This is a genomic window from Micromonospora sp. LOL_025 (genome assembly GCF_048060285.1).
GTDB lineage: Bacteria > Actinomycetota > Actinomycetes > Mycobacteriales > Micromonosporaceae > Micromonospora.
In genome coordinates this window covers 14,696-29,739 of sequence record NZ_JBHMIR010000036.1, presented here as the reverse complement: position 1 = coordinate 29,739, position 15,044 = coordinate 14,696, and the positions used below count along the sequence as shown (strand labels likewise).

General features: G+C 68.4%; 14 protein-coding genes and 2 pseudogenes. 9 read left to right on the top strand and 7 right to left on the bottom strand.

The annotated features are described in order from the left end of the window. Nucleotides 1–39: 39 nt before the first annotated feature. Nucleotides 40–1,551: an argininosuccinate lyase gene (locus ACFHW0_RS28150; RefSeq protein WP_416612438.1), complete on the bottom strand. Its 1,512-nt coding sequence runs from the start codon at nt 1,549–1,551 to the stop codon at nt 40–42. An 815-nt stretch (nt 1,552–2,366) separates the two neighbouring features. Next, nucleotides 2,367–3,203 (bottom strand): DUF2690 domain-containing protein, encoded by an 837-nt coding sequence (locus tag ACFHW0_RS28145; RefSeq protein ID WP_416612436.1) that lies wholly within the window; start codon nt 3,201–3,203, stop codon nt 2,367–2,369. Between the two features lie 199 nt (nt 3,204–3,402). Here ACFHW0_RS28145 and ACFHW0_RS28140 point away from each other — a divergent pair, with 199 nt between their 5' ends. Next, complete coding sequence (locus ACFHW0_RS28140; RefSeq protein WP_416612434.1) at nt 3,403–3,918, top strand: hypothetical protein; 516 nt, start codon at nt 3,403–3,405, stop codon at nt 3,916–3,918. Nucleotides 3,919–4,134: 216 nt separating this feature from the next. On the opposite strand, the gene ACFHW0_RS28135 is transcribed toward ACFHW0_RS28140, so the two are convergent. Then, complete coding sequence (locus tag ACFHW0_RS28135) at nt 4,135–5,358, bottom strand: FAD-dependent oxidoreductase (protein WP_416612432.1); 1,224 nt, start codon at nt 5,356–5,358, stop codon at nt 4,135–4,137. Between the two features lie 18 nt (nt 5,359–5,376). Between ACFHW0_RS28135 and ACFHW0_RS28130 the strand changes: the two genes are divergently transcribed. Beyond that, complete coding sequence (locus ACFHW0_RS28130; RefSeq protein ID WP_416612431.1) at nt 5,377–5,973, top strand: TetR family transcriptional regulator; 597 nt, start codon at nt 5,377–5,379, stop codon at nt 5,971–5,973. 320 nt (nt 5,974–6,293) lie between these two features. Here the strand turns inward: ACFHW0_RS28130 and ACFHW0_RS28125 are convergent, their stop codons facing one another. Beyond that, nucleotides 6,294–7,601: an MFS transporter gene (locus ACFHW0_RS28125; protein WP_416612429.1), complete on the bottom strand. Its 1,308-nt coding sequence runs from the start codon at nt 7,599–7,601 to the stop codon at nt 6,294–6,296. 58 nt (nt 7,602–7,659) lie between these two features. On the opposite strand from ACFHW0_RS28125, the gene ACFHW0_RS28120 reads away from it, so the two are divergent. After that, complete coding sequence (locus ACFHW0_RS28120) at nt 7,660–8,739, top strand: LacI family DNA-binding transcriptional regulator (protein ID WP_416612427.1); 1,080 nt, start codon at nt 7,660–7,662, stop codon at nt 8,737–8,739. 7 nt (nt 8,740–8,746) lie between these two features. Here the strand turns inward: ACFHW0_RS28120 and ACFHW0_RS28115 are convergent. Beyond that, nucleotides 8,747–8,931: pseudogene (locus ACFHW0_RS28115) on the bottom strand (IS5/IS1182 family transposase); the annotation flags it as partial. Between the two features lie 369 nt (nt 8,932–9,300). Here ACFHW0_RS28115 and ACFHW0_RS28110 point away from each other — a divergent pair. Further along, entirely contained in the window at nt 9,301–9,996 is a 696-nt protein-coding gene (locus ACFHW0_RS28110; protein WP_416612425.1) for a class I SAM-dependent methyltransferase, read from the top strand. A gap of 127 nt (nt 9,997–10,123) precedes the next feature. Here ACFHW0_RS28110 and ACFHW0_RS28105 read toward each other — a convergent pair. Then, a pseudogene (locus ACFHW0_RS28105) lies at nt 10,124–10,216 on the bottom strand (ABC transporter ATP-binding protein); the annotation flags it as partial. Nucleotides 10,217–10,276: 60 nt separating this feature from the next. Between ACFHW0_RS28105 and ACFHW0_RS28100 the strand changes: the two are divergent. The 3 genes from ACFHW0_RS28100 to ACFHW0_RS28090 all read left to right on the top strand — a co-directional run bounded on the left by ACFHW0_RS28100 (nt 10,277) and on the right by ACFHW0_RS28090 (nt 12,575). Further along, nucleotides 10,277–10,639: a metalloregulator ArsR/SmtB family transcription factor gene (locus tag ACFHW0_RS28100; RefSeq protein WP_416612423.1), complete on the top strand. Its 363-nt coding sequence runs from the start codon at nt 10,277–10,279 to the stop codon at nt 10,637–10,639. Beyond that, nucleotides 10,636–11,115 carry an SRPBCC family protein gene (locus ACFHW0_RS28095; protein ID WP_416612421.1) on the top strand — a complete coding sequence of 160 codons (480 nt, stop codon included), beginning with the start codon at nt 10,636–10,638 and terminating at the stop codon, nt 11,113–11,115. The genes ACFHW0_RS28100 and ACFHW0_RS28095 overlap by 4 nt, the downstream gene beginning before the upstream one ends. 86 nt (nt 11,116–11,201) lie before the next feature. Continuing rightward, a complete protein-coding gene (locus tag ACFHW0_RS28090) occupies nt 11,202–12,575 on the top strand; it encodes a serine hydrolase domain-containing protein (RefSeq protein WP_416612419.1) in 1,374 nt (457 codons plus the stop codon). A gap of 208 nt (nt 12,576–12,783) precedes the next feature. Here ACFHW0_RS28090 and ACFHW0_RS28085 read toward each other — a convergent pair whose 3' ends face one another. After that, entirely contained in the window at nt 12,784–13,488 is a 705-nt protein-coding gene (locus tag ACFHW0_RS28085; protein WP_416612417.1) for a carbonic anhydrase, read from the bottom strand. Between the two features lie 370 nt (nt 13,489–13,858). Here ACFHW0_RS28085 and ACFHW0_RS28080 point away from each other — a divergent pair, with 370 nt between their 5' ends. After that, on the top strand, nt 13,859–14,371 hold the full coding sequence (locus ACFHW0_RS28080; protein ID WP_416612467.1) for an FBP domain-containing protein: 513 nt from the start codon (nt 13,859–13,861) through the stop codon (nt 14,369–14,371). After that, on the top strand, nt 14,368–14,931 hold the full coding sequence (locus tag ACFHW0_RS28075) for a TetR family transcriptional regulator (protein ID WP_416612415.1): 564 nt from the start codon (nt 14,368–14,370) through the stop codon (nt 14,929–14,931). Before ACFHW0_RS28080 ends, ACFHW0_RS28075 begins: the two co-directional genes overlap by 4 nt. Nucleotides 14,932–15,044 lie beyond the last annotated feature (113 nt).

Sequence of the window (15,044 nt, the reverse complement as noted above, 5' to 3'; positions counted from 1 at the left end):
CGTCGTTCGCGCCCGCCCGGGCTGCTCCGCTGAGGATCGTCATTCTTCCCCGATCCGACGCTTATCGACGCCGAGCAGTGCCCGGGCGGAACCTCGCCGTTCACGACGGTCGTTCCACTGCTGCCGGAGGAGCCGGAAATCGTCCGCCTGGCTGGCGAGCAGGTCGGCCAACGCTTCGGGATTGACCGAGCCCGTCGACCGCTTTCCACGAATTGCGCTCTCGATGTCGAAGGCGTTGGCGAGCACTCGTGCGGCGTCGGTGACCTGGTATCCGTGCCGGCCGGCGACCTCGACCAACAGCCCGGGGTCTCCGGGATGGGGCGGGATGTCGGCGGAGATGGCGGCGGCGATGTACTGCCCGACGACGATCTGGGCGTCGCGCCAGGGGATCCCGTCGTCGAGGGTCAGGTCGTTCGCCAGCGTGAAGGCACCCAGATACTCCCGCCGGCAGGCTTCCCGCATCCGGTCGGACCGGAAGCGCAGGTTGTCGATGACAGTTGAGAAGAGCCGCAGAGCGGTCCGCGTGGTGGAGACGGAGACATGGAGGTTCGCGGTCGCCTCCTTGGACACCTCCACCATGTTGGAATAGGGCGTCGAGCGTTGGGCGAGGACGATGTCCACACCGAAGGCGCCGAGATGCGCCAGCTTTCCGCGGATCCGCTCCAGGATCGGGAAGTTCTTCTTCTGCGGCATCGCCGCCGAGATGCCGGAAAGCTCGTCGGGCAGGTCGATGAAGGCGTACTCGTTGCTGCCCCAGGTCATGAGGTCGGTGACGAAGCGGCTCAGTTCGACACTCAGGATGGAGAATTCCGCCATCATCTCCAGGGCCAGTGACCGGGACGCCACCGCGGTCAGGGCGTGCGGAACCGGCCCCGCGAAGCCGAGCAGGTGGGCCAGGCGATCACGGTCCCAGGGCAGCTGCTGACCTGCCATCGAGCCCGCGCCGAGCGGTGAGAGGTCGTTGCTGTCGTAGGTGGCGAGCCAGCGGCGCAGGTTGTGCAGGATCTGCTGGGAGAGGGCGGCCAGGTAGAAGCCGGGGGTGATCACCTGGGCTGCCTGGAGATGAGTGTAGCCCGGCATCAGCAGATCGGTCGTAGCGTTGGCGAGTCGATGGACGGCCTCACCGAGGCCCAGCAGGTCCTCCGCCGCCCCACCGAACCACTCGCGTGCCGCGAGAGCGTGTGCGGTCGCCTGAGAGTCGTTTCGACTGCGGTCGACGTGCCAGGTCGGGACCGGCTCGGCCAGATGACGGTGCACCCACTGCTCGATGGCCATCGACGTGTCGGACATGTTGGTGGAGGGGTCGGCGCTGAGCGTCGATTCGTCGATCCTGCCAAGGATGTCCGCGATGGCTCGTCGTTGATCGCCGGTGATGACGCCCATCCGCTCGTACTCGAACAGGAGAGCCACTTCCACGGCGAGATAGTGAGGAAGCAGGTGAGCCATGTCGAAGTCGAACTGCGGCCGGAGGATCTCGTCGTGCAGCTGGCGGGACGGGCCGCTGGACAACCGTCCTGACATCAGGGCGGAGCCCTCGGGAACGAGCTGCAACTGAAGACCCCCGTTACGGAAGTTGCACGGCCGGACTGCAACCAGAATCCGCGCCTTGCGGCGCGTGACATCGCCTGCGGATCAGACCGCCTCGAATGAAGGACAGTCAGCTGAGGGAGGTACGACGACTCACCACAAAGGCGCGATCGGGAGCGCTGGACTAATTCGACGTTTGCCGTCAGCAGACATCAAACCAACTCCCCCATGGAGCGACCACAGAATCGTGCAAGCAACGGAGCATGAAACAACAGTTCGCGCCAATACGCGGTCTTCGATGGGGCGAGCGTAGCCGCGCACCACACGCCAGGCAAGGCACTGCATTCGCGCGCTATGTCTGGTAGAGGTCGTATTTACTCGTGGCGGCGCCCGGCTTCGAAGCACCCGCCTGGGCACCCTGACCATGGCGGGAGCTTTTCCCCCGGCCGAGGCCGCTCCCGGCTATTGATACTGCTGGCAGGGCTGACGGCCTGGACGGACCGAGTGGCTTTGGCGCCTGGAAACTCGGAACATCCCAGGGATTCAGACCGGTGGGAGTCGACCCCGACCCATCACCAGCTAACGCGGGACAGCGCCGGTCTGCATTTGGCCTTCAAGCAGAATTCCAGGTTCCGTCGATAATGTCTGACTGAAAGCAGCCCCGCGGCTACCGAACGTGCGGTCGCGGCCACTGCGGCTGTCTTGCCGTCCGGTGGCGAGGCGAGCCGGACCGGCCGCTGAACGCCCGAGGCACGGCGATCGGTGTGGAGCGACAGCGACGGTGGCCAGCGGGGCGCGCCCGGCCCGGTGGTCCTCTGATCCTCCGCTGGCGACGGTGGTCAGATGCAGATCGGTTCCATGGCAGCGGACCGCGTGTCATTGGTGACAACGGCTCCGCTCGCGCAGAGCCGGTCCGTGGGGTCGGCACGCACGATCAAGGTCGTGAAGGCCGACTTCACGTCGGGCTCCACGGCTTCCTGACGGGTACTCCCGTCAGGATCAGACCTGCGGTAGATGACGACCTCGACGTGGTTGCCGAGCGCGCTGTCGTCTGCTCGGGTGATCCGGGCCCACGCGGCGCGGCACCTGACCGAAAACACGATCTCCAAAAGGAACTGCTGGTTCCTGTACGTGCTCGTCGCGACCTTCGCGTCGTCCAGGCATGGCGTGTCCAGCGGGTTGTCGCCGGTCGCTGCCGGTGCGGTGACCGGCGCAGGCGTGGAGATGCGGCGCACGACGAATCCGGTCACGACGTTGGTGACCAGCAGCGTGGCGGCGATCGCTACCCACCACCGCCATCGAGTCCGGCCGGGTGGTCGCGTCGTGACCTCCGCAGCGTCCTGCTCGCCGGGCAGCGCGACCAGCGCCGTACGTCGAGCCACCCACCGCTCGACCTCGGCGGGGTCCCTGCTCAGGGCGGTCAGGTAGCCGCGCACCGCCAACTCGGAGGGCAGCCCGTCGAGTTTCGCGACCTTGTGAAGGGTGCTCCTGCTGACTCGCACACCGCGGTTCCTGGCACGGTGGACCATTGCGTCCCAGGTCGGCGGCACCTCAAGCTCGTCGCGCAGTCTGCGCAGATCTTCCACGAAAAGCTCAATCGAGTCGCTGTGGTCCTGCCGATCCGACTCGTGCCGCACAACGCCCCCCTCGCCGCCGGGCGGATCATCCGCAGCCATACAAGTTTGCCGTACACGCGCTTCATTTCTCCATCCATCTGGTGGATGAACAGCTGAACAGGTGCAGTCAGGATGTCCAGCAGCACCGCTCACAGTGACTCACTGGCATGGCGGCTGCCGCCTCGGACGTCCCCCAACCCCGGCGCGGTGACGCGCGAAGACGCGACGCCGCGCACGAACTCCGGTAAGGAGAACGTCAATGATCACCAGGTCCACAGCGGAGCCTGTCCGTCGTACCACCAGGACCTTGATCGCGGCTGTCACCGCGATCTTGGTCGTGGGCGCGGTCACCGTCACGGGCGCGGCTCCGGCACAGGCGTCGAGCTTTGGTGGCGACGGCGACCCCTCTGGTTGCTCGAGTCCCAGCACTGTCGCCACCGCGCCCATCTACGGATCTCGCGCCCACCTCACGGGCAAGAAGATCGGTGAACTTCAGCTCCGGTGGTCGTGGTCCTGCCACGGCAACTGGTCGCGCGTCGTCATGTACGGCGGAATGTACTCCAGCCCGGTGACCGTGGAGCAGATCGTCGAGTCGGAGGGCCGCCGTGCAGGCTCGACCGACCACAACGTGCGTACGGGCAGCAGCGGGACAACCGCCTGGTCGCCTTACCTTCGCCTCGCGAACTCACAGAGCACGGCGTGCGCGCAGGCGTGGTTGTCATCGGACTTCGGCACGCTCAATTTCCACACCAACGGAGCGCGCATCTGCGCCTAGAAGTTCTAGCCTCTGGCCCGACGTCGTTGTCCCGCCTACGGATGACACGCCGGGCCAGAAGGTCGTCTGGGCCGAGACGCACTCCCGCCAATGCCTCGGCGTCGACCGGGTGGCGCGTCCGCTTCTGCCGATGGGCGGGCGGCCGGATCCGCGACCAGGGAAGTCCTTGCGCGACAGGGGTCATCGCAGGCCCCATGCGTACCCTCGGGTCACTCTTCAGCGGTTCTGTCGTTCGATGCCGCGCCGGATGAGGCCGCGGACGCCGGGCAGGGTGATCGCCCGGATCGTGACGTCGTTCATCCAGACGTGGAACCGGCTCGGTGGCGCGTACTGGTACATGCCGCGGCGCGCGAGCGCCTGCCGCTTGACGACCTCGGGTCGCAGGCCGGTCTCCCATTTCGCCAGAGCTGCCGAAATGCTGTCGCCGTGCCGCTGCAGGGCGGCGCCGAGCTGGTCGGCGCCGGCGAGTGCCAGTGCCGCGCCGTGCCCGGCGAAGAGGGTGACGCACCAGGCCGCGTCGCCGAGGAGCACGGTCCGGCCGGTGCTCCATCGTGGCATGTCCACCTGGCTGACCCGGTCGAAGAAGACGCCGGTCGGGTCGGGCTCCAACTGACGGATCGCCTCGGGCACGCCCGCAGCCAGGTCTCCGAACGCTGCGCGAAGCGCATCCACCGGTCCGCGCTCCAGTTCCCGGCCCGGGTCCGCGCAGCGGTACGCGAAGAAGGCCGAGGACCCTCGCGGGCCCAGGTTGACGATCGCCGCCGTGCGCCCGGGGCCGATGAAGGTCGTGGCGGAAGACTCGCGTACGGCCGCTACCGGATGCGCGAGCGGGAACGCCGCCACCACGTACGGCAGATCGACACGATGATCGGGGCCGAACATCGCCGTCCGGGTCGCGGAGTGAACACCGTCAGCGCCGATGAGCAGGTCGGCATCCTCGGTGGTGCCGTCGCTGAGCCCGATCCGCACCCGGTCGGCGTCCTGGTCGATGAAGGAGACGGTGACGCCGAAGCGGATCTCGACGTGGTCGTGCACCGCTTCGTACAGTGCGGTCTCGAGGTCGCCTCGGAACACCGTCATGGTGCGGGGGCCCAGTGCGGCCTCGGCGACGGCTGAGGGCACCGTGAGCTTCGGCCTGCCGTCCGCTCGGACCAGGACGGTGGTGAACACGCCCAACGCGCGGTCGGAGAGGGCGGGAATCAGCCCCAACCGCTCGGCGGCGTCGTAGCCCCCTCCGAGCAGGTTCACCAGGTAGCCACCGCTACGCCGGGCCGACGCGCGCTCCACGACGAGGGTGCGCCACCCGTCCTGCGTCAGTCGTAGGGCGGTGGCAAGACCGGCTATACCGGCGCCGACGATCACCGCTCGTTTCATCCGCACTCCCAGGGCCAGAATGAGCATCTGCTCAAAGAGTATGAGCACATGTTCATCCCGCCGCAACGTGCCTAGACTTCGGGCATGCCACGCGGAGTCGCCATCGCCGAACCTCGGCCACACCTGTTCGCTGCCGCGGAACGCGTGATCGCCACCGCAGGCCCCAGCCAGCTGACCAGCCGAGCCGTGACCCGCGAGGCCGGCGTCGCCACAGGTCTGTTGTTCGCCCACTTCGCGAGCTTCGACGACTTCCTGGTCGGCTACGCGGTCGACCGGAGCTTCCAGATCGCCAGCGCCGCGGCCGGCCTTCCCGGCCGCGCCGGCACCGGTACGGTCGCCGCAAACCTCACGGAGACGGCCCTCGCGACCCCGATGATCACCCTGCTGGCTGTCACCCGGCTGATCGCCTCTCGGCCTGCGCTAGCTGCGGATGTCGAAGCGGTGCTGGGCAACGGAAGCGCCGCACTGCAGCCACTCGAACGTGCGGTCGGCGCATACCTGGCCGCCGAGCAACAACTCGGACGGATACCCACAAGCGCCGACACCGAGGCGCTGGCTCTGGCCGTGATCGGCGTTCTCCACCACGTCGCACTCACCGACGGAACCGACCCGGCGGCAGATGGCCGCATCCGCCGCGCCATAACCGCACTGACCGACGGCTCCCAGGCCGTCACCTCCTGACTCGATCCCCGCACGACCAGGGCACCCCGCCGCAACCACATCCGGATCTGTCGCGAGGTGCGCGTCGGCCGCTCGCCGATGTCCGCTAATCCTCGAAGTCGAATGCGAAGGTGCCCGACTCGATGCGGTCGACGAGTTCGCGAACGTCATCGGCTTGTCGGATGGCGTTGTCCCTTGGTCGGCACCCGTCCTACCTGGAGCTCCGCGCCCATCGATCACCGGGCTTGCCGCACCCGTCGCGAGGGGTAAGGCCAGCCTGGGAAAGGCTGGATCAGCTATGGCTGAGGTATCTAGATGGCTGCGGGACCCGTGTCATGGGGTCATGGTCTGGTTGTGGTCCCGATTGCCATCCGCCGACTGGCCGGTGCTGCGGTGAGGGCGAAGAGCACGGCTAGGGCGGCGACGCCAACGACAGCGCCGCGGAGTCCGATGTGGTCGGCGAGGAGGCCGACGTAGGCCGGTCCGAGTAGGAATCCGAGGTAGGCGATCGTGGAGATGGTGGATGTCGCTTGACCGCGCTGCTGAGCCGTGGCGTCGTGCAGGGTGGAGCTGAGCAGTGTCGGAAACAGCGTCGCGGTTCCAGCAGCAGCCACGGCCAGCCCCATGAGCGCAATCGTGACCGAGGCGGAGGTGGCCAGGATTAGGCTGCCGGCGGCGGCGACCAAGCCGCCCACGGTCAGCAGGGTGATGGGGTGGGTCCGCGACAGCGGCGCAAGTGTCAGTCGAGTTAACGCTGCGGCGGCAGCAAAGGTCGCCGGCGCGAGGGATGCGGTCTGCGTTGAGGCGGTGAAGGAATCGGTGAGGAAGAGCGCCCCCCAGCTCTGATGAGCGTTCTCTGTGGCGTAGGCCAGCGCACCGACCAGGCCGACCAGGGCAAGAGTCGCCGTGACCCTGCCGGCACCGATCAGCGCTGTCTGGTGCGATACGGCCTTGTGGGCCGATGGCCGGTTGTTGCGCTCAGGGACAGATGCGGGCGCCACGAAAGGGGCGGGGCGGGCCTGTGCAGCGGTAGTGCCGATCCAGACCACGGCCGACAGCGCCAGGACTGCTAAGGAGGCGACCACGAACGTCCCCACCAGTTCTGTGGATCCAGCGCCTTCGTTGCCGGGCTCTGATCCGGTTGAGAGCACCAGCCCGGCGGTCAGGCTCGCGGCGACCACCGCTACGGAGAACACCCCGTGCGCGCGGGTCAGCACCGGCCGGGCAGTGTCCTGCTCGACCTGACCGCTCACAGTATTGATCGCCACGTCGGCAGCACCGGAGGTCGCACCCACCAAGAGCATCCCAGCGACCAGAGACGGCCAGTCCCGCGCTCCCGTGGCGGCCAGTAGCCCTGCCACCCCCAACGCCGCCAGCAGAGGTGCAGCCGGCCGGGATCCGATGCGGTCCAGTAGGGGGCCGGTGAACATCATCGCCGGCAGGGCGCCGACCCCGACGAACAACAGCGCGGTGCCGAGTTCTCCTTCGCTGACTCCGGCGTGGGAACGCAGTGCGGGAAGAGCGGCCCCCCAAGTACCCCAGAACATGCCAAAGGCCGTGAATGCCACGTATGGGACGTACAACGCAATCCGACTCGCACGACTTGGGCAGGAGGGATCGGTCATCGGCTGCTGGTTGGTCGTCGTCATTTGTGTAACGTTACACAGGTTAGATTGGCTCGTGCCAGAAGCGAGGAAGCGCCCCACCGTGAAGGATGTCGCCGCCGAAGCAGGCGTCGCCGCGATGACTGTCTCCTACACCTTCAACCACCCATCCCGGGTGGCGGAGGCCACTCGAACGCGGGTCTTGGAGGCGGCCGCGCGGTTGGGCTACCGCCGTCCCGACGCCACCGCCCGCGCCCTGCGCTCCGGGCGTACCGGCCAGATCGGTGTCGTGATCGGTGAGCACCTGTCCTACGCCTTCGATGACCCCCAGGCCGCCCAGTTCCTGGCGGGGGTGGCCGATGTCTGCGTCGATGCAGGCGTAGGCATGGTCCTCATCCCTACCCATGGCCACCCCGTGCGAGCCGACGCGGCTGAACAGGCAGGGCATGAGGTGGCGGCCGGCGACGTCGATCGAGTCCTAGCCGCCGCCGTTGACGGGTACGTGCTCTGGACCACCACCATCGACGACCCGATCCTAGCCGCTGTCGCCAGCAGCGGACTTCCCGCCTCGATCCAAGGGGGGCCGCACCACCCGGGCATCACCTGCATCAGCCCTGACGATCGCGCCGCTGCGGCCGCCGTGGCGACTGCCGCACTGGCTGCCGCGGCATCTAGCACGACCAGGCCGGTTCCGGTCGTCCTCAGCTTCCCCCTCGACCACGACCGGCAACCGGCGCTGCTGCACGGTAGACACCTAGCCGCCGACCTCGCTGCTATCCGTTTCCCTGTCACCGCCCACCGGCTGGCCGGCTACCGCGACGCCCTGACGGCCAACGGCTACCGCTGGGACGAGACCCTCATCGCCGTCGCCGCGCGGAACCACCGCGCCCACGGCCAACATGCAATCCGCGCCCTGCTGAAGCAAGCCAGTCAGTGGCCACCACTACTCGTGCTGGCGATGAGCGACGAACTCGCACTTGGCGCACTGGACGTCCTTCACCCCACCGGGCACACCGTCCGCGCTGCCGGGTGGGACGCCACCCCCGCAGGGCGTGCCGCCGGCATCACCTCAGTGACCAACCCGCTGCGACACCAAGGACGCCTCTGCGCACGAGCGATCCTGGACACGCCCCCCAGCACCGACGACGGCATCGTCTGGGAGGTCGTGAAACCCGCTCGATGAACGCTCTTCATCGTGGGTCCCGGCTGGTCTGGACGTGATGTAAGGCGAGGATGGCCTGCACGATCGCGGTGGCACATCGGAGGCGGCAACGGAGTTTGGTAAGATCTTCCAGGCTTTGCGGGTGGCCACGGCGCGTTCGCCGACGGCGCGAATCCTGGCGTGGTGGCGGTTGAGGGTCTTCTGCCTGCGAGACGATCAGGCCGGCGCCGGCGTTGGGCCGCGAACCGGGCCCACGCCAAGATTCGCGCATCCGGAGAGCATCCTGCACCACGTCGAAACCAACCGCCACTCAGGAGGAAAAGGGCTCAGTGCTCGACCGGTGGCTTTACTGATCGACGTAGACATCCTCTTCTGCCGCCGATCGTGCGCGCTGGCCGTCGGGGCAGCGCCCGCCACCGCGACTGCGATATCCTCACCTGATAGACCATGTTGTCATGGCAGATATCGTCGAGATCCATATTCCGCCGATGCCGACCCCGGATGTTGCGCCCGGCGTCTATCCGTTTCCCTGGATCGACCAGGCAGGAATGCGCCCTCGCTTCTCGTGGGAATGGGGTAACGGTGACGACCACCGACTACGACAACTTTGCGGACGCCTACGCGGCGGAGAACGAGTTTGGCCTCTTCAACGCCTACTACGAGCGACCGGCAATGCTTCGCCTCTCCGGTGACGTCTCGGGCCGCCGAATCCTCGACGCGGGGTGCGGTTCCGGCCCGTTGTCAGCCGCGCTGCGCGCCAAGGGAGCCGTGGTCACCGGCTTCGACGTGAGTGCGGCCATGGTCGACCTGGCCCGCCAGAGGCTGGGTGAAGACGCCGACCTGCACGTGGCGGACCTGAGCGCGCCGCTGCCGTTCGCCGACGCCGAGTTCGATGACGTCGTCGCATCCCTGGTCCTGCACTACCTGGAGGACTGGTCCGGCCCCCTCGCCGAGCTGCGCCGCGTGCTGAAGCCAGGCGGTCGCCTGATCCTCTCGGTCATCCACCCTGCCATCTATGCGATCGAGTATCCCAAGGCCGACTACTTTGCGCTCACGAAGTACTCCGAGGACTACGTCATGGACGGCCAGACCGTGTGGCTGACCTACTGGCACCGGCCGCTGCACGCCATGGCAGATGCTTTTGCTGCTGCTGGGTTCCGCATCGCGACGATCAGCGAGCCACCCCCTTCTCCGGACACCCCTGCGGAGCTGCTCCCACCCGACCTGGGTTCCGGGTCGTTCATGTGTTTCCTCTTCTTCGTCCTGAAGTCCGCCTAGCAGGAAACTCCGGGCAGACCAGGGGAATGTTGCTACGGCCGTCCGGACCTGTGCCCGCGCGTGCGAACTGGCCTGGCTCGCCGGATCGACAGGACAGGCGGGGAGCCTGTCCTGTCGATCCGGGACGGCAGAGCTGTTCGGCCTCGTCCATGTAATGCGTCGTCAGCAGCCGGGTCACCCCCTGCTCCTTGAGCTGGTAGAGCCGCTCCCAGAGCGCATGGTCGACGGGTACGTGGACCCGGCGTTGCCAAAAGCGTAACTGCTTGGTTACGCTTCTGTCGTGGATGAGGTAGCGGCTGCGATCGCCGATCCGGTTCGGCGGGAAATCCTGCTGATGCTGCGCGACGAACCGCTCTCGGCCGGCCAGCTCGCCGACCGGTTCGTGATCAGCCGGCCGGCCGTCAGTCGCCATCTGCGCGTGTTACGCGAGGCCGGCCTGGTACGCGACACGGCCCACGGTCGCAGGCGCGTCTACACACTGGTCGCCGCGCCGCTCGACGAGCTGGTCGGGTGGCTGGGACGGCTGATGCGCCCGTCCGGCTGGCAGCACCACCTCGATGCGCTGGAGACCGAGGTCTACCGCGCCCGCCGCGAGCGGCAGACGGCCGCCGGGCGGCACCCATCCCAGAAGGAGACCGCATGAGCCCGACACCTACCGGCCGACTGATCGGCGACGACCTTGTGCTGACCCGCACATTCCGCGCTCCCCTGGCCGACGTCTGGGCCAGCCTCACCGATCCGACGCGCACGGCACGCTGGTTCGGCCCGTGGCAGGGCGAGGCCGCGCCGGGGCGCACGATCAAGGTCCAGATGGTGCACGAGGATGGCCAGCCCTGGATGGACATGACCATCGACGCGTGCGAGCCGCCGCGCCGGCTGGCGGTTTCCGCGGTGGACGAGCACGGCAGCTGGCATCTGGACATGACGCTGGTCGAAAGTGCGGGCGTGACCGAGCTCCGGTTCACGCAGCACCTGACCGGCACGGAGAGCGTCGGCGAGGTCGGACCGGGCTGGGAGTACTACCTGGACGCGTTGATGGCCTCGCGCGATGGCCAGCCGGCACCGGACTTCGACGACTACTACCCCGCGATGAAGGAGCACTTCGAAGCGCAACGATAGAGACGCTTGTCGGATGATGCGCCGGCACAGTCAGCGGCAGATCTGGAGCGTCACGGGCCGTGCGGGCGCCCGGTAGGTTTGCCCGCATGTCACCGATCCCAACGCCGCTGCAACCCGAAACCCGACGTGCGCTGGTCCACCGGCTGGCCACTGGTCAGGTAGCGGGTCGGGCTCCTTCGGTCGTCGCTGCCGTGGTGCGTGATGGCCATCCTGTGTGGATGGACGGTCGCGGATCGGTGGACGGCAGGGTGCCGGATGGCAACCTCCAATACCGGATCGGCTCGATCACCAAGACTTTCCTGGCGGTGCTGGTGCTGCGCCTGCGCGACGAGGGACGACTCGCGCTTACCGACCCGCTGGCCGAGCACCTGCCTGGCACGGCGGCGGGCCAGGCCACGGTCGGTGCCCTGCTGGCGCATACCGCCGGGCTGATCGCTGAGGCGCCCGGCCCGTGGTGGGAACGGACCCCGGGCGCGCTGCGACCCGACCTGGCCGACGTGCTGGGCAGCGATCCGCAGGTGCATTCGGCGGGACAGCGCCACCACTACTCCAACCCCGGCTATGCGCTGCTCGGCGCGCTGGTGCAGCGGGTTCGGGGTCAGGCGTGGGGCGAGGTGCTGCGGCGCGAGGTGCGGGAGCCGCTCGCGATGACCCGCACCACCCTGCTGCCGGTCGCGCCGCATGCCACGGGCTGGGCGGTGCATCCCTGGGCCGATGTGCTCCTTGCAGAGCCGGCCGTAGACACCGGCCTTATGGCGCCTGCCGGGCAGCTGTGGTCGACCGTGACGGACCTGGCCAGGTTCTCCGCGTTCCTGATCGACGGCGACGACCGAGTGTTGCATCCGGACACCGTCGCGCAGATGCGCAACCCGGCGAGCCCGCCGGAGGCGACAGGCTGGGACAGCGGCTACGGGCTCGGCATGCAGCTGCTGCGCCGCGACGGCCGGCTGTTGGCCGGGCACACCGGCTCGATGCCGGGCTTTGTGGCGACCGTGTGGGTCAGCCCCGGTGACGCTCTGGGCGCGGTCGTCATGGGTAACGTGACCGCCGGCCTGTCCGCCGGTTCTCTCGCCGCTGATCTGCTGCAGACGGTCGCTGAGCGGGAGCTGCGGATCCCTGCGCCGTGGCGACCGCTGCCCTCGATTGACCCGCAGCTACTGGATCTCGCAGGCCCGTGGTACTGGGGGCCGGCCCCTTATGTGCTGCGCCCGCAGGCTGATGGCTTCGTGGAGTTGGCCCCGCTGTCCGGCGGGCACGGCACCCGGCTGCGCCCCACCGGCGACGGCGACTGGGAGGGGATCAACGGCTACTTCGCCGGCGAACGGCTGCGGGTGCAACGTGACGCGGCTGGCGCCGTCAGCCACCTCGATCTTGGCACCTTCGTCTTCACCCGGCAGCCCTACGACCCTGCGGCGCCAGTGCCCGGCGGTATCGACCCGGCCGGTTGGCAGGCAGGCTGACCTGACGAACGCACTGCTCTCGGCAGAGTCGGATGTGCCCGGTCTACGCACACCACGCTCGCTCGACGACCGACGCACGCGGTGATGGACGTCCGCACCGGTCTGTGGGGACGCACCTACGCGCTGACCGGGCCAGCTGCGGACTCGTCCGCAGCTGGCCCGGTCGATACGGCGTACCGGCACCGTCAGGTTGGTCCACCGACCGAGGTCAGTCCACCAACGTGACCTGCCCGTTGTCCAGGTCGTACCGGGCGCCGATTACCTTCAGCGCGCCCGCGTGCAGACGCTCGGCGATGATCGGACTGCGTACGGTCAGCGCCTGGACCTGAGCGCGGACGTTGGCGCGGACGCCGTTGTCGACCTCGTCGCCGGGCTGCCCCAGCACCGGCGCCACCACCGGCCGCAGGCTCTCGACGATGGTGCCGATGTGACCGGGGGCGGAACCGCCGGTGCGGATGGCGTCGATGGTGGCGGTGATCGCCCCGCGCCGCTCGTGGCCGAGCACGACGATCAACGGGCTGTGGAACTCCTCCACGGCGAACTCGATGCTGCCCAGCAGCAGGTCGTCGACGATGTTTCCGGCCACCCGGTTGTCGAACAGGTCACCCAGACCCTGGTCGAACAGCACCTCGGGGGCGACCCGGGAATCGGCGCAGCCGAGGGTGATGGCGATCGGGTGCTGACCAGCGGCCAGGCGGCGCAGGTCGGCCAGGCTCTGGTGCGGGTGCCGGCTGTGCCCGGTGACGAACCGGTGATTGCCGTGGCGCAGCCGCCGCCACGCCTCGGCCGGGGTGACGACGGGCAGCTGGCTCGGGGCGGCCGTCGCCGGCCGGGAGGCGGCGAGGCCGAGCGCGACAGCGGTGGCCCCGCCGGTGGCCAGCAGCGACCGACGGGACACGACGTTTCGCTTCACGATGATCTCCTGAGGGGAGGTACTCGCCTGCTTTCTACCACCGCCGGCAGATCCACCGTGTCTCCTTGCCGACCCGGTCCGTTGCGTCACAAACGGTGGGGCCGGGCGGCGGTGTCTCGCTGGTCCTACGCGACCACCGCCATCGCAACGGGGATGTGGTGTGGGTGCCCGGACCGGCGATCCACCTGTTCGTGGCGCTGACCACCGCCGGCCTCTATGTGCCCTTTCGTTGCAGGTGTCCCTCGGGCAGGACTACCTGCCGAGCCGGGTCGGTGGCGCCGGCACCGGAAATCGTTGGACGGGAAACTTGTACCGACCTACAATTTGTAACCGTGTACAAAATCGGCCAGGAGGTGGCGTCGTGCGGGCCATGAGCCGGGACGAGGTGCGGGGTGCGATCGCGAACCTGGACGCGGCCGCGAGCAAGGTGCGTCTGCCGGCCTGGTTCGACGACGTCGCGTGGGACAAGCTCGACTACCTCGGGTGGCGGGATCCCCGAGCGCCATTGCGCGCCTACCTGGTCACCGACATCGACGGAACGGCGTCGGGCGCAATGCTGCGCCAGAGTCCGAGCCGGGCTGAGCTCGGCGGGCGAGCGGTCATGTGCTCGCTGTGCCACTTCATGCGCCGCTTCAACGAGGTCGCCCTCTTCACCGCGCCGCGCCCCTCTGCGGACAAGCGCCAGCGGCTGAGCACGCTCGGCATCCTCGTGTGCACCGACCTTGACTGCGTCACGAAGGTGCACAGCGCGCCCGTCCTCGGGCCGCTCGACCCACCGGCCGACGAGATAATTCAGGCGCGCAGGGAGGGGCTGCGGGTGCGTGCCGTCTCGTTCCTACGCTCGGTGTCGAGCACTCCGCGAACCGTACGAGGGAGGGGATGATGGTGTACCTGGCGCGTGCAGAGCGGCGCCGCTCGATCGTGGAGGCGGCGGCCGCCGTGGTCGAGCGCGACGGCTTGAGTGCGGTAACGGCCAGAATCGTGGCGGACGAGCTAGGCGGGTCGCAGGGCCAGATCCACCACCACTTCGCGTCGACCGACGAGCTCGCCGGGGAGGCCTGGCGACACTACGCCGTGCAGCAGATCGATGAGTACAAGCACGAGGTCGACGGCCTCGAGGCGTACGACGCGCTCGTGCTCTTCTTCGCCGACCTCGTCAGTACCGACGGGGACGGACACGCGCTTGCGCGGTGGGCCGAGGCGAACGCACACGCCCAGCAGCGTCCCCTCGTCGCGAGGAGCTATGTCGAGACGCTCATGCGGCTGACCGACGTCCTCGCCTCGGTCTTGGCCGGGGACTCCGACGCCGCGCATGCGCGAACGGCCGCCTGGCGGATCCTCATGCTCGGGGTCGGGCTCGCCGGGCTCACCCGCATCACCGAGGACTCACCCGTACCGGCCCGTGACGTCATGCTGTCGGCCATCCGAGCAGAGACAGGCTGACGCTGACCCGCACCATCATCTGCCGCCGACCGCGCTCCAGAAGGTCACGGCAAGCGGATCGAGTCGGCCTCCGGTCGTGCCGGTGTGCGGACGCCGGCCGACGATCGGTCAGC

Bases quoted from the DNA above. Each gene is read 5' to 3' on its own strand.
- ACFHW0_RS28145 (WP_416612436.1), bottom strand. From the start codon at position 3,203: ATGGCTGCGGATGATCCGCCCGGCGGCGAGGGGGGCGTTGTGCGGCAC.
- ACFHW0_RS28140 (WP_416612434.1), top strand. From the start codon at position 3,403: ATGATCACCAGGTCCACAGCGGAGCCTGTCCGTCGTACCACCAGGACC.
- ACFHW0_RS28130 (WP_416612431.1), top strand. From the start codon at position 5,377: ATGCCACGCGGAGTCGCCATCGCCGAACCTCGGCCACACCTGTTCGCT.
- ACFHW0_RS28125 (WP_416612429.1), bottom strand. From the start codon at position 7,601: ATGACGACGACCAACCAGCAGCCGATGACCGATCCCTCCTGCCCAAGT.
- ACFHW0_RS28095 (WP_416612421.1), top strand. From the start codon at position 10,636: ATGAGCCCGACACCTACCGGCCGACTGATCGGCGACGACCTTGTGCTG.
- ACFHW0_RS28090 (WP_416612419.1), top strand. From the start codon at position 11,202: ATGTCACCGATCCCAACGCCGCTGCAACCCGAAACCCGACGTGCGCTG.
- ACFHW0_RS28080 (WP_416612467.1), top strand. From the start codon at position 13,859: ATGAGCCGGGACGAGGTGCGGGGTGCGATCGCGAACCTGGACGCGGCC.
- ACFHW0_RS28075 (WP_416612415.1), top strand. From the start codon at position 14,368: ATGATGGTGTACCTGGCGCGTGCAGAGCGGCGCCGCTCGATCGTGGAG.